The organism is Caloranaerobacter longqiensis (genome assembly GCF_050286925.1).
Classification (GTDB): domain Bacteria; phylum Bacillota; class Clostridia; order Tissierellales; family Thermohalobacteraceae; genus Caloranaerobacter.
The window spans coordinates 63,269-76,783 of record NZ_JBFWFX010000006.1 but is presented as its reverse complement, the minus strand read 5'-3'; the positions used below and the strand labels follow the sequence as shown (position 1 = coordinate 76,783).

The 13,515-nt window shown below is 28.6% G+C and carries 14 protein-coding genes; 12 read left to right on the top strand and 2 right to left on the bottom strand.

What is annotated here, in order from left to right:
• Positions 1 to 63 precede the first annotated feature (63 nt).
• The gene (locus AB4Y15_RS07070; protein ID WP_427339358.1) at positions 64 to 411 is read left to right on the top strand and encodes a cupin domain-containing protein; all 348 of its coding nucleotides are present in this window, start codon (positions 64 to 66) and stop codon (positions 409 to 411) included.
• Between the two features lie 142 nt (positions 412 to 553).
• On the top strand, positions 554 to 2,053 hold the full coding sequence (locus tag AB4Y15_RS07065) for a B12-binding domain-containing radical SAM protein (protein WP_427339357.1): 1,500 nt from the start codon (positions 554 to 556) through the stop codon (positions 2,051 to 2,053).
• Positions 2,054 to 2,058: 5 nt separating this feature from the next.
• Here the strand turns inward: AB4Y15_RS07065 and AB4Y15_RS07060 are convergent, their stop codons facing one another.
• Complete coding sequence (locus tag AB4Y15_RS07060) at positions 2,059 to 2,913, bottom strand: hypothetical protein (protein ID WP_427339356.1); 855 nt, start codon at positions 2,911 to 2,913, stop codon at positions 2,059 to 2,061.
• 177 nt (positions 2,914 to 3,090) lie between these two features.
• Here AB4Y15_RS07060 and AB4Y15_RS07055 point away from each other — a divergent pair, with 177 nt between their 5' ends.
• From AB4Y15_RS07055 to AB4Y15_RS07045, 3 genes are read left to right on the top strand one after another with little or no spacing between them, the layout of a single operon-like run.
• On the top strand, positions 3,091 to 4,038 hold the full coding sequence (locus AB4Y15_RS07055) for a metal ABC transporter substrate-binding protein (RefSeq protein ID WP_427339355.1): 948 nt from the start codon (positions 3,091 to 3,093) through the stop codon (positions 4,036 to 4,038).
• Positions 4,039 to 4,040: 2 nt separating this feature from the next.
• Positions 4,041 to 4,790: a metal ABC transporter ATP-binding protein gene (locus AB4Y15_RS07050; RefSeq protein WP_427339354.1), complete on the top strand. Its 750-nt coding sequence runs from the start codon at positions 4,041 to 4,043 to the stop codon at positions 4,788 to 4,790.
• Positions 4,791 to 4,818: 28 nt separating this feature from the next.
• Positions 4,819 to 5,652 carry a metal ABC transporter permease gene (locus AB4Y15_RS07045; RefSeq protein ID WP_427339353.1) on the top strand — a complete coding sequence of 278 codons (834 nt, stop codon included), beginning with the start codon at positions 4,819 to 4,821 and terminating at the stop codon, positions 5,650 to 5,652.
• An 18-nt stretch (positions 5,653 to 5,670) separates the two neighbouring features.
• On the opposite strand, the gene AB4Y15_RS07040 is transcribed toward AB4Y15_RS07045, so the two are convergent.
• Entirely contained in the window at positions 5,671 to 6,108 is a 438-nt protein-coding gene (locus tag AB4Y15_RS07040) for a Fur family transcriptional regulator (protein ID WP_427339352.1), read from the bottom strand.
• A gap of 165 nt (positions 6,109 to 6,273) precedes the next feature.
• Here AB4Y15_RS07040 and AB4Y15_RS07035 point away from each other — a divergent pair, with 165 nt between their 5' ends.
• The 7 genes from AB4Y15_RS07035 to nadC all read left to right on the top strand — a co-directional run bounded on the left by AB4Y15_RS07035 (position 6,274) and on the right by nadC (position 13,474).
• A complete protein-coding gene (locus tag AB4Y15_RS07035) occupies positions 6,274 to 7,392 on the top strand; it encodes a PP2C family protein-serine/threonine phosphatase (RefSeq protein WP_427339351.1) in 1,119 nt (372 codons plus the stop codon).
• Between the two features lie 108 nt (positions 7,393 to 7,500).
• Entirely contained in the window at positions 7,501 to 8,046 is a 546-nt protein-coding gene (locus tag AB4Y15_RS07030) for a hypothetical protein (RefSeq protein ID WP_427339350.1), read from the top strand.
• Positions 8,047 to 8,106: 60 nt separating this feature from the next.
• Positions 8,107 to 8,784 (top strand): response regulator transcription factor, encoded by a 678-nt coding sequence (locus tag AB4Y15_RS07025; RefSeq protein WP_427339349.1) that lies wholly within the window; start codon positions 8,107 to 8,109, stop codon positions 8,782 to 8,784.
• 1 nt (position 8,785) lies between these two features.
• Positions 8,786 to 10,141 carry a sensor histidine kinase gene (locus AB4Y15_RS07020; protein WP_427339348.1) on the top strand — a complete coding sequence of 452 codons (1,356 nt, stop codon included), beginning with the start codon at positions 8,786 to 8,788 and terminating at the stop codon, positions 10,139 to 10,141.
• Positions 10,142 to 10,200: 59 nt separating this feature from the next.
• Positions 10,201 to 11,112 (top strand): quinolinate synthase NadA, encoded by a 912-nt coding sequence (nadA, locus tag AB4Y15_RS07015; protein ID WP_427339347.1) that lies wholly within the window; start codon positions 10,201 to 10,203, stop codon positions 11,110 to 11,112.
• Positions 11,113 to 11,128: 16 nt separating this feature from the next.
• Positions 11,129 to 12,625: an L-aspartate oxidase gene (nadB, locus tag AB4Y15_RS07010; protein ID WP_427339345.1), complete on the top strand. Its 1,497-nt coding sequence runs from the start codon at positions 11,129 to 11,131 to the stop codon at positions 12,623 to 12,625.
• An 18-nt stretch (positions 12,626 to 12,643) separates the two neighbouring features.
• Positions 12,644 to 13,474: a carboxylating nicotinate-nucleotide diphosphorylase gene (gene nadC / locus AB4Y15_RS07005; RefSeq protein ID WP_427339344.1), complete on the top strand. Its 831-nt coding sequence runs from the start codon at positions 12,644 to 12,646 to the stop codon at positions 13,472 to 13,474.
• The last annotated feature ends 41 nt before the right edge of the window (positions 13,475 to 13,515 follow it).

Below are 13,515 nucleotides of genomic sequence, written 5' to 3'. Positions count from 1 at the left end.
TATTGGTGTTTTTTTCAAAAATATAATATAATATTATTAGATTGCTTATAAGGAGGGATTAATATGATAGTTTCCCATGTAAAAAATGTTGAGGGTATAAAAATAGAAAATCCTCAGGTAAAAGATGCGACAATGAAAGTGCTAATTTCACCTAAAGAGGGTTGGGAAGGACATGTAATGCGTGTGTTTGAACTTGGAAAAGGAGGATATACCCCAAGACATTCACATGATTGGCCGCATATTAATTACATAATAAGAGGAAAGGGAATGTTACATTTAGATGGGAAGGATTACGAACTTGAGCCGGGTTCATTTGCATATGTACCAGCTGGTAAAATTCATCAATTTAAAAATATTGGCGAAGAAGAATTTGCTTTTATTTGTATAGTACCTGAAAAAGGACATCAATAAAGGATGGGGCAACCATCCTTTTTTTCTTTCCTATATTTATCTTCTGTTTTCAGTTAATTATGTATATAAATACTGTTTTATTGTTATATTAAGAAAATAAGACAAATTAAAGATTATTTAAACAGCTTTTAGGAGGATAAATATGGGAAAGACTGTTTTGCTTATCGGTTTTTATAATGAGAAGGCTTTAGGAGTAAGATACCTTGCTAATTATTTAAAAAAACATGGCTATATACCACATATACTTTTTTTCAAAAAATTTAATAGTATAAAACCAAGTAAAGCAAGTAGTAAAGAATTAGATTTATTAGAGGAACTTATAAAGAAGATAAAACCTTCTTATATAGGACTTAGTGTTATGTCATCTCTTTATCTTGAAACTATATTTTTAGTAAATGATAGGATAAGAGAAAAATTTAACATACCTATTATTTGGGGTGGAGTTTATCCAACTTTATTTCCTGAAAGAGCTCTTAAACATAGTGATTTTGTAATAATAGGCGAAGGAGAAGAGGCGTTTGTTGAATTATTAAATAAACTTAGAAAAGGTATAGACTTATCTGACATAAAAAATTTAGCTTTCATAAATAAAAATGGAGAAATAATTATTAATGATGTAAGGCCATTGATACAAGATTTAGATATTATTGGATACCCTGAAATAGGTGGTGAAAATAAATATCTTATTTCAAATGACATGTTAAAAGAAGGAGACCCACAGCTTAAGTCAATAGGATATGAACTAACAGCTTCGAGAGGATGCCCTTTTGCTTGTTCTTATTGTAGTTCTATTAATATAAAAAGACTTTATTTAAATAAAGGTAGATTTGTTAGATTTAGAAGTGTAGATAGCGTTATGAAAGAGCTAAATGAAGCAAAGAAAAAAATAAAAAAATTAAAATTTATACACTTTTGGGATGAGATATTTCCTGATAAGGAAGAATGGATAGAAGAGTTTAAAGAAAGATATAAAAAGGAGATTGGTTTGCCGTTTAAAATATGGGGACATCCATTAAGGATTAAGAAAAGCGTTATAGAAAATTTAGTTGAAGCAGGGTTATATCAAATTGTTGTTGGAATACAAAGTGGTTCTTTGAGAGTTAGAAAAGAGATTTTTCATAGAACAGAAACTCAAAATCAGATTATTGAATCAAGCAAGATATTATCAGAGTGTAGAGTACCTAGAGTAATATATGATTTTATGCTTAAACATCCATTTGAAACAGTAGAAGATTTGAAAGAAACTTATAAATTGTGTTTAGAGCTTGAACCACCATTTGAATTGCAGCTCCATGGGTTGAACTTTTTACCAGGAACGGATATAGTACAAATGGCTATAAAAAGAGGGTTACTTACAGAAGCCGAGCTTGAAAAAATAATGTATAGCTCTATTCAAGAACAATATGATATGTACTGGGGCCCTGCTGCTTCAAATAGAGCAACAGAAAATGATGTATGGATTTCTCTTATATATCTGACTCAATTTCCATCTTTAAGACCATTTATTAAAGCGTTATCTAGTGAGATAGAAAAGGGGAATAAAGAAAAAGTAGTTATATTATTACAAAAGGTTATGAAAAAGATATCTAGATTTAAAAATTTTATTTCAAAAGTTAAATTGGTTTTAAATTATAAAAAGTAAGATAATCAACGATTAAAAATACCTGTGATAGTTGATTTGATTTTAGATTTAGATAATATATTTTTATCACAATTTTCGATAGTATCTATATTAGGTGCAACTATATATAATATAATAGTCATTTTATAATTATCAAAATATTTTGCATAAATTCTTCCTTTTAAATTTACTAATGGAAAATCTTCTCCAGAATAATTAGCAGGTGGTTTCCCGTATTGTATATATCCTAAATGTTTTTCCTTATATTTGTGATTTGGCCCATTAGTGGTTACTATTGAGTCGATTTTAACCCAATCTTTTATGCCTAAATATTCTATATCATATTCTATTTTATCAATTTTACTTTTAAAATAAATTTTATGTTCAGGGCATCCTAAAGATGGCAAAACCAATCTAGTTTGATCATATCTTGGGATAGATTCTAATTCTTCTATTTTAATTTTTCCGTCAATATTAAAGCCATAAGAGTCATCTGGATTTTCGTTGTTATATATAACATATCCTCCATAAAAACTACTGAAATAAGGAGAATTTTGGTCATAATAACTGGAGAATCCTTCTTTAAATTTAAAATGTCCAAAGTTATAAAAAATAGTTAAAGACAACTTTTTGCCAGTATATTTTGAAAATCCTTCATTATCATTAAAAGTCAGTACAAAGGGGTACCAGTCTTTTTCTTTTGTGATAATACCACTAGGAATATAAAATTTAATATTCCTTTTATAAGTTATACTATTTAATCTATTATAATAGCTGTATGGATACATAATAATGTAGCTTTTTAAAGTATAATAGATATTTGTTTTTAGAAAAAATAAAATACATAATATCAATGTAAATAAAAATAGTTTTTTTCTCATATTCTCTCCTTGAAGACATGATTTTTTCAATTTATAGTATATCCGAAAATTGATTTTAAAACATACTTTCTAAATGCAAATAGGAATTACTTGCATTTAGATTGTTTTAGTGATATATTTTTTTCTAGAAATATTTTGATGCTTTAATATTTTTAAATTCTAAAAGGAGGGGGCATTTTGGCTAAGAAAATTATAAGTTTAATGCTAATATTTATGTTTATTTTTACTGTTGGGTGTGCAAGTAAAGAAGTAAAAACTGAGAAACAGAATGTAAAAGATAAACTAAAAGTATATGCAAGTATTTATCCTATGTATGATTTTGCAAAAAATATAGGAAAGGATAAAATAGAGTTACATTTGATGATTCCTCCAGGAGCTGAGCCGCATGATTGGGAGCCAACTGCAAAACTTATGGCTGAATTGGAGAATGCAGATGTATTTATATACAATGGAGTTATGATGGAGCCGTGGGCCGATAAACTTTTAGATACTATAGATAATAAAAAGCTTATTGTCGTGAAGGCTTCTGAAAATGTGGAACTTTTAAAAGTTCAAGATTATGTTATTCACGAACGTGAAGAAAAAAATCATTATCGTGGAGAATATGATCCGCATGTATGGTTAGATCCTATTAGAGCTATGAAGCAGGCTGAAAATATAAAGAATGCATTTATAAAAGCAGATTATAAAAATAAAGATTTCTATGAAAAGAATTTTAAAGAGTTTGCTGAAAAGTTAAAAGCATTAGATGAAAAATATAAATATAAGTTAAGCAAGGTTAAGAACAGAGAAATTGTAGTATCACATGCAGCTTTTGGATATATGGCAAATAGATATGGACTAATACAAATTCCAATTAGAGGACTTAATCCAGAAGAAGAACCTAGTGTTGCTAAACTGTCTGAGATTGCCGATATTATGAAAGATAAAAAAATAAAGTATATATATTTTGAAACTTTAACAAATCCTAAATTAGCTGAAGTTTTAGCTCGAGAAGTTGGTGCAAAAACTGCTGTGTTAAACCCAATCGGAGGGTTAACAAAAGAGGAAATGGATTCAGGTAAGGATTATTTGAAGACGATGGAAGAAAATCTTGAAACATTAGTAAGAACTTTGGGTGAATAATTATGGAGACTATAATTAGTATTAAGAACTTATTTTTTGGTTATAGAGATAAAATGATATTAGAGGATATAAATTTAGATATTTATGAAGGAGATTATATAGGTATAGTAGGTCCAAATGGCTCTGGCAAAAGTACGTTAATAAAGCTTATGCTAAATATTTTAAAGCCTGTAAAAGGTGAAATCAAATTATTTGGACAAGACATAAAAAGGTTCAATAAGTGGGATAAAATAGGCTATGTCGCTCAAAAATCAAATTCGTTCAATAAGAAATTTCCTGCTACTGTAGAGGAAGTTGTTGCAATGAACCTGTATCCTAAAATTGGGCTTTTTAAGTCAATTAAGCGAAATCATTTAGAACTAGTTCATAATGCTCTTAAAATCGTTAATATGGAAAAGTATAAAAACAAATTGATTGGAGATTTATCTGGGGGTCAGCAGCAAAGAGTCTTTATTGCTAGAGCTTTGGTTAACTTTCCTAAAGTAATCTTTTTAGACGAGCCTACTGTTGGCATAGATATAAAATCACAAGAAGAATTTTACAAATTGCTAGATAAACTAAACAGAGAGATGAAAATTACAATAGTTATGGTTACTCATGATGTTGGCGTTATTAGTAATAGAGTAAAAAAAGTTGCATGTATGGGAAATGGAAAGTTAATTGTACATGATAAAAATTCTAAGTTGTCATTTCAAGAAACTATAGAAAAATTATATGGTAACAGTGTTAAAATTCTATTTCATAAGCACTAGGTTTGAAAATGAGAGAAGGAGTATGAGTATGGTAGATTTATTGCAATATAGTTTCATGCAGAGAGCCTTAATTGCCGGGATTATTATAGGGATATTATGTCCTCTCATTGGAATTTTTGTTGTATTAAGAAGGATGTCTTTAATTGGAGATAGTTTATCACATGTAGCTTTATCGGGGGTAGCGGCAGGATTATTAGCAGGAGTTTATCCGTTAAGTACAGCTTTATTGTTTTCTGTATCGGCAGCTCTGGCTATAGAGAAGCTGAGAAAAAGTTATGAGGATTTTGCAGAATTGGCGATAGCGATTATATTGTCTTCAGGAATAAGTATTGCAGTTGTTTTAATTAGCTTCGCAAAATCGCTTAATGTAGACTTGATGAGTTATCTATTTGGCAGTATTATAACTGTTAGTAAAACAGATGTATATATGATAATAGGATTAGGATTAGTTATAGTTATATTTGTAAAACTATTTTATAAAGAACTTTTCTTTATAACCTTTGATGAAGAAGCAGCAAAAATTGCTGGAGTTCCAGTGAAAATAATTAATTTCCTTTTTATTGTTTTAGTTGCTATGACAATAACAGTTTCAATGAGAATAGTTGGAATATTGTTAGTATCTTCTATGATGGTTATGCCAGTAGCAACAAGTCTTCAAATAGCTAGAAGTTTTAAACAGGCTACTTTTTTTTCTATAATGTTTGCAGAAATATCAGTTGTGTTTGGGATTTTTATTTCATATTATCTTGAAATAGCTCCAGGCGGGACTATTGTGTTGTTTTCTGTATTAATGCTAATTTTAACTATTATATTGAAAAATTTAATTCTAAAAATAAAGCTAAAGAAAACTTTAAGTAAATAATTGAAATAGGGTAGTTTATTAACTACCCTTATTTTTTTTACATTTATCACAGTATCCATATAGTTCAAATTTATGATCTGTTAGAGTAAAATTTTTCTTATTTACCTCTGATAAAATCTTATCTAATGGACAAAAATCTATAAATTCTGTCTTGCCACATTTTTTGCAAATGATGTGATGATGGTGTGAATCATTTTGTACTAGCTCGAATATAGATGTATTATTTTTTATATTAGTTCTATGGATTATATTGAGATTAGTAAGAATTTCTAAGTTACGATAAATTGTAGAAAAATTAGTTTGAGGACATTTTTCCTTAGATTTTAAGAAAATTTCTTCTGCTGTTAAAAAATTATCTTTATTTTCGAATAAAACTTCTATAATTGCTCTTCTCTGATTAGTTAGCTTTAAACCTTTTTCTTTTAATTTTCTTTCTATTGATTCTATTGTAATCATATGATTCAACTCCCATAGATTATCCTGTTAAGAATATTTTATAATAATTTAGGCCAAATTGTAACCCTAAGAGATAGAAACTTGTGTTCTTATGGTATAATAGAATAAATATGACATTTTTTTAGCAATTAAATGTGTAAAATTATTACATAAGGAGTGGGGCTTATGTTGAAAGAAGGTTTAAAGCAAGATGAAAAAATAGAAATCTACCAAAGATTGTCTTATGATATATTAGATGGGATGATTGATTGGGTTAGAGTTATTGATGTAAACGGAATAATAATATATGCTAATAAGCCTATGAAAGAAGCATTAGGAGAAGAAATTGTCGGTAGCAGATGTTATACAGCATTAAAAAAATCTTGTCATTGTAGGAAGTGTATTACGCAGACAACAATAAGGACTGGTGAAATATTAGAGAAGGAAGAAATTATAGATGATAGAATTTTTGCTGTAAAAAGTTCTCCTGTTCGAGATAATCAAGGTAATATTTATGCAGCGGTTGAAGTTTTTAGAGATGTTACAAAAGAAAGAAAACTTGAGTATGAGCTCATTGAAAAAAATGAAAAAATGCGTAGTGAATTAACGTTTGCACGTAAATTACAAGAGAAAATATTACCTAAGAAAGGCAGATATGGGAATTTATTTATAGACTACATATACAATCCTTCAGAAATGTTAAGTGGTGATATGTTTGATATATTCAATATTGATGATAATAATATTGGTGTATATATTAGTGATGTTGTTGGACATGGAGTATCTGCTTCTATGATAACTATGTTTGTTAAACAAAGTATGAGGGATATAAAAGACTATATGTTAAGTCCGCGAGAAACACTAATAAAGCTTCATAAGGGATTTCTTGAACTTGGGTTGGATGATGATAAATACTTTACTATATTTTATGGGGTTATAAATACAAAAGAGAATACTTTTACTTTTGTAAATGGTGGGCATAATTGTAGTCCTATTTTAATAAGAGACAATAAAGTAAAATTATTAGAGGCAAAAGGATATCCGATAACATATCTTTTTGATAAAGTGGATTATGATGAACACAAAATAAAACTTATTAAAGAAGATAAATTAATATTTTATACAGATGGAATTGTTGAAGCTATAAATGAAAAAGGTGAACAATTTGGAATAGATAGATTGTTAAATATGATGAAGTATGAAGGCGATCAGTTGATGGGATATATAGAAGATGAGATAGATGATTTTAGGCAAAGTGTTAAGCAAGATGATTTTGCTGTTTTAATGATGAGGGTTTTGGAATAATATGAATATATTTTTACACACTTTTTCCACAATTATAATATTTTTATTCCAAAGTCTCCTCTTATAATAAAAGTGTAAAGAGAAAAAATTAAGGGAGGAGAGATGAATATGAAAAAACTTTTAACTTTCTTATTAGTAGGCGTGATGCTTTTTACAGTTGCAGGAGGAGTTTTTGCAGAAGGTCCAAATGGTTCTGCGAAAGATTTTTCAGAAAAACCATTTAAATTAAATGAAAGACCACTTAAGATTAGAGAAAGAGAGAATCTAAGATTTGAAGCGATGAAAGAATTTAAGGATGAATTACACAAGATAAATGAACTTAGAATAGAAAGACTTAGTTTAAGAATGCAAATAATAGAAAAACATGATACTATATTAGACTTATATATTGAAGCTAGAGAAAATGGAAATATCGAGGCTTTAAAAGAGGCTAGAGAAGTGAGAAAACAAATTAGAGAAATAGACAAGGAGATTAAGGAGTTATTAAAACAAATAAGAATTGAAAGAAAAGCATTTAGAGAAGATGTGAAAAATAAGGACTTCGATTCAGCAAGAGAACATATTAATAAAGTTATAGAATTAAAGACAAATGTAAATGATAAGATTTCTAAAAAAATTGGATTATTAGATGAAATAATTGATATTCTTTCATAAAGAGATAGGTTTATCCTATCTCTTTTGTTGTATGTTATAATCTATTTGAGGAGGTGGATTATGCGGCATATTTTTGTTGTTGATGATGAAAAAAATATTAGAGATCTTATAAAGAAATATCTTCAGAAAGAAGGTTATAAAGTTACTTTATTTGAGGATGGAGCAAATCTTTTAAAAGAGATTGATAGATTAAAGCCTGATTTAATAGTGCTAGATATTATGATGCCAGGTATTGATGGATTAGAATTGTGTAAAGAGATTAGAAAAAATAACGATATTCCTATAATATTTGTTTCGGCAAAAGATGAAGAAGTCGATAGAATAATAGGTTTAGAACTTGGAGGAGATGATTACTTATCTAAGCCATTTAGTCCTAGAGAGTTAGTTGTAAGGATTAAAAATATTTTAAGGAGAATAGAAAAAGCTAAAAATGCTAATGCTACTATAATTGAAATTAAAGATATTAGAATATATACAGACAGAAGATTTGTTGAAGTAAATGGTAAAGAGCTTAAACTTACTACAAAAGAATATGATTTATTTGAATATCTTGCAAAAAATAAAAATAGACCTTTTACTAGAGACGAGCTTATTGATAAAATATGGGGGTACAATTATATACCAGATACGAGAATGATAGACGATTTGGTTAAAAGAATTAGAAAAAAACTCAAAGAGGTAAATTCAAAGTTAGAGATAACAACTATTTGGGGTTATGGATATAGAATGGATGGTTAATATGAAAAAAATAGGAAATAAAATTATATTATCATATTTTTTGATATTACTTATAGCTTTTTTAGTTACTAGTATAACTTTTAATTATTTATCTAAAAAATATTTGATAAGAGAAACTCGAGCACAGTTAAGAGATGAGGGACAAAAAATTGCAGAAATATTAAGGAATGTAAATCTTCAAGAAGGTAATTTAAAGGATATTATTTTAAGTAGAAGACAATTAAGGCTTGCTGGTAGGTTTATAGATTCTGAAGTATTAGTAATTAATAGAGAAGGTAAAATAGTATATAGGGATTTTAAAAACTTAAATCAAAATGTATTATATAAATTATTAAAGTTTAAACAATCGACTTTAAATGGTTATATAGTTGAGAGGGTTGTAATAAAAGATAAAAATCAACGTATTAATGGTTATGTTTTTTTATTTACTAGAATAAAGAATATACATGCATTAAATAGATTAATAAGACAAACTCAAAGTTTAAGTTTTATTATAGCTTCGATAATAGCACTATTTATTGGTATGATTTTTCAAAAAAATATTTCAAAACCTATTAAGATGCTAAAGGATAAAATGACAAATTTTTCGATTAACAACTTTCATGAATATCCAGATATTAACACAGGAGATGAAATAGAGGAATTAGATAAAAGTTTCAAAGAAATGGCAGAAAGAATAAAAAGATATAGTAAGCAGCAGAAAAGATTTTTACAAAATACTTCACACGAACTTAAAACTCCATTAATGTCGATTCAAGGATATGCAGAAGCTATAAAAGATGGAGTTGTAGAAGGTAAAGAATTAGAAGAAAGTCTCGATATAATTATAGAAGAGAGCCAGAGGCTTAAAAAAACAGTTGATGAAATAATATATTTAGCTAAGATTGAAAATGTAGAAGAAAACTTTAATTTCGAAGAAGCTGATTTATCAAAAGTTATATTTAAATCAATAAAAACTATTAAATCTTTGGCAGATGAGAAAAATATAAATATAGATGTGCAAATAGAAAAAGATTGTATTGTTAAAATAGATTCAGAAAAAATACTAAGGGCATTAGTTAACATTTTAGGAAATTGCGTAAGATATGCTGAAAGCAAAATAAGTATTAATGCAAGTTGTAAAGGTAAAAAAATAGAAATAATTATTAAAGATGATGGAAAAGGATTTAAAGATGGAGAGGAAAATAGAGTATTTGAAAGATTCTATAAAGGAGAAAAAGGAAGCACAGGTATTGGATTAGCTATTACAAAAGCAATAATAGAAGGACATAATGGAAGTATTTATGCGTATAATGGAGTGCCAAAAGGAGCTGTTTTTAGGATAGAACTGCCTAAAGTTGATTGTAGTAAATATTAATGCTATACTTTTGTATAGATGTAAAGACAGATGCAAATATAATAGAAGGGGTAATATATATGGATAAACAAAGGATTATTGATGAGATCATAAAACTTAAGAGAGAGAAGGATGCTATCATATTAGCTCATAATTATCAGATACCAGAGATACAGGAAATTGCAGATGTTGTCGGAGATTCTTTAGCATTAAGTAAAGCTGCAAGTAATGTTGATAATAAAATAATTGTCTTCTGTGGAGTACATTTTATGGCTGAAAGTGCAAAAATACTTTCTCCAGATAAAAAAGTACTATTGCCAGCAAAAGATGCTGGGTGTCCTATGGCAGATATGGTAACAGCAGAAAAGTTAAGAGAATATAAAGAAAAAAATCCAGATACTTATGTTGTTTGTTATGTAAATTCTTCTGCAGCTGTTAAAGCTGAAAGTGACATATGTTGTACTTCATCAAACGCTTTAAAAGTTGTAAGCAGCATAGAAGCAGAAAAAATATTATTTGTGCCTGATAGAAATTTGGGCAATTATATAAAGAGTAAAGTTAAAGATAAACAAATTGATTTATGGCCTGGATTTTGCATAACTCATCATAGAGTTAAAGAAATTGAAGTAGTAAAAGCTAAAGAGGCGCATCCTGACGCTTTAGTTTTAGTTCATCCAGAATGTAACGAAGATGTTGTTAAAATGGCAGATTTTGTTGGAAGTACTTCACAGATTATTGATTTTGCTACAAAGTCCAGTAGTAAGAAATTTATTATAGGAACAGAAATGGGAATATTACATCAACTTAGAAAAAATAATCCTGATAAGAAATTCTATCTTCTATCACCTGGGCTTATATGTTCTAACATGAAAAAGACAGGATTAAATGATGTATTGAATGCACTTAAGTATGAAAAGTTCGAAATTACTGTTCCCGAAGATATAAGAGTAAAGGCGCTCACATCCTTACAAAGGATGATGGATATAAAATAAGTAGAGGTGAAACTTTGTGGGGTTTAAAAATACTGCTGATGTTATTATAATAGGCTCGGGTTTAGCTGGGGTTTATACTGCTCTTAATCTGGATAGCAGATTAAATGTTAAGATATTGTCAAAAGGAGAGATATTTGATAATAATTCTTCACTTGCTCAGGGAGGTATTGCAGCAAGTTTAGAAACAGATGATTTAGAAGAGCATATTAGAGATACTTTAAAGGCAGGTTCAAATGTAAATAATACAGATAAATTAAAGATAATGGTATATGAAGCTAAAGAGAATATAGATAAACTTTTAGAATTTGGAGTTCCCTTTGACAGAGATAGCTATGGAAGGTTAAAAACTACATTAGAAGGTGGACATAGTAGAGCTAGGATACTTCATGCAGGTGGAGATGCAACAGGAAAAGAAATAATGAAAGCTCTGTATAAAGAAGTAGTTAATAGAGATAATATAGAAATTTTAGAAAATACAATGGCTGTTGAGCTAATTAAAAAAGATGATAGGTGTATAGGTGTAAAGATTATTAAAGATAATAAATTAATTAGTGTTTTTTCTAAGGCTGTAGTTATAGCAACAGGTGGGATTGGAGCTTTATACAAAAATAGTACTAATTCCCCTTTAGCTACAGGGGATGGAATAGCAATGGCATATAGAGCAGGTTGTATGCTTGATAATATGGAATTTATCCAGTTCCATCCTACAGCACTTTATTCGGAAGGTGAAGGTAAAAAATTTTTGATATCAGAGGCTGTAAGAGGTGAAGGAGCGTATTTAAGAAATAAGTTTGGAGAAAGATTTATGCTTAAGATCCATCCTAATGGAGAATTAGCCCCTAGAGATATTGTTGCGCAGAGTATATACAAAGAACTAATTAAAACAGATAGTGAATTTGTATATTTAGATATAACACATAAAGATAGAGATTTTCTTATTAAAAGATTCCCTACAATTTTCAACAAATGTTTAGAATATGGGTTAGATATGTCAAAAGACTTAATACCAGTTGTTCCTGTAGAACACTATTTTATTGGAGGTATAAAAGTTAATGATGATGGAATGACTAATGTAGAGAATTTGTACGCTTGTGGAGAGTGTACTAATACGGGTGTACATGGAGCAAACAGATTAGCTAGCAACTCTTTACTTGAATGTGTTGTGTTTGGTAGACGAATAGCCAATTCTATTAATAATAATATAGAGAATATTTCATTAACGATTTTAGATAGAGATGATATTCAAATAGAAGAAGCAGACGAGTCTTCTTTCAAGCCTATTAGAGATAAAATAAAATATACAATGGACAAACATGTAGGAATAGTACGTACAGCATCAGGGTTATTAAAAGCTAGAGAAATAATAGATGATATATATGAAATGTTGAAAAATAAATATAGATATAATAAAGAATATATTGAAGTCTTAAATATGGCTATTGTATCAAAGAGTATTATAGAAAGCTGCATTAAAAGGGAAAAGAGTTTAGGATGTCATTATAGAATAAATTAATAATGATGAGGTGTTAAAATGCTAGTGCTTCAAATAGAAGATATAATTAAAAATGCTTTGTTAGAAGATATGAATAATGGGGATATTACAACTGACAATTTAATAGGACAAGATGATATTTCAGAAGCTGAAATAATTGCTAAAGAAGATGGAATATTAGCTGGAATAGAAATAGCTGAGATTACTTTTAAACTGCTCGACAAAGATATACAATTTCATAGGTTAAAGGAAGACGGACAGTTTTTAAGGAAAGGTGATGTTATAGCTAAGATAAAAGGTAAAACTAGAGCTATTTTATCTGGTGAGAGAACAGCTTTGAATTTTCTTCAGAGATTATCAGGAATTGCAACTAAGACTAGAAAGTTTGTAGATAAGGTAGAGAAATATAATGTTAGGGTAGCTGATACAAGAAAGACTACACCAGGTATTAGAGTTTTAGAAAAATATGCTGTAAGATTAGGTGGAGGAGCAAACCACAGATATAATCTATCAGATGCTGTTATGATAAAAGATAATCATATAAGAGCTGTTGGGAGTATAGAAAGTGCAATTAAATTAATAAGAGAAAAAGTTTCACATACTGTTAAGATAGAGGTTGAAGTTGAAACTATTGAAGAGTTCAAACAAGCTCTAAAGGCAGGAGCCGATATTATAATGCTTGATAATATGAGTATTGAGGATATGAAAGAAGCTGTGAGTATAAATAATAAAAAAGCTATATTAGAAGCATCTGGTAATGTTAATATAGATAATATTGAGGAAGTTGCTAAAACGGGGGTAGATGTAATCTCTGTTGGAGCATTAACTCATTCGGTTAAAGCACTAGATATCAGCTTGAATATTAAATAAGAAGATTAATAGGGGGATTTTAAATCCCTCTATTTTTTTAA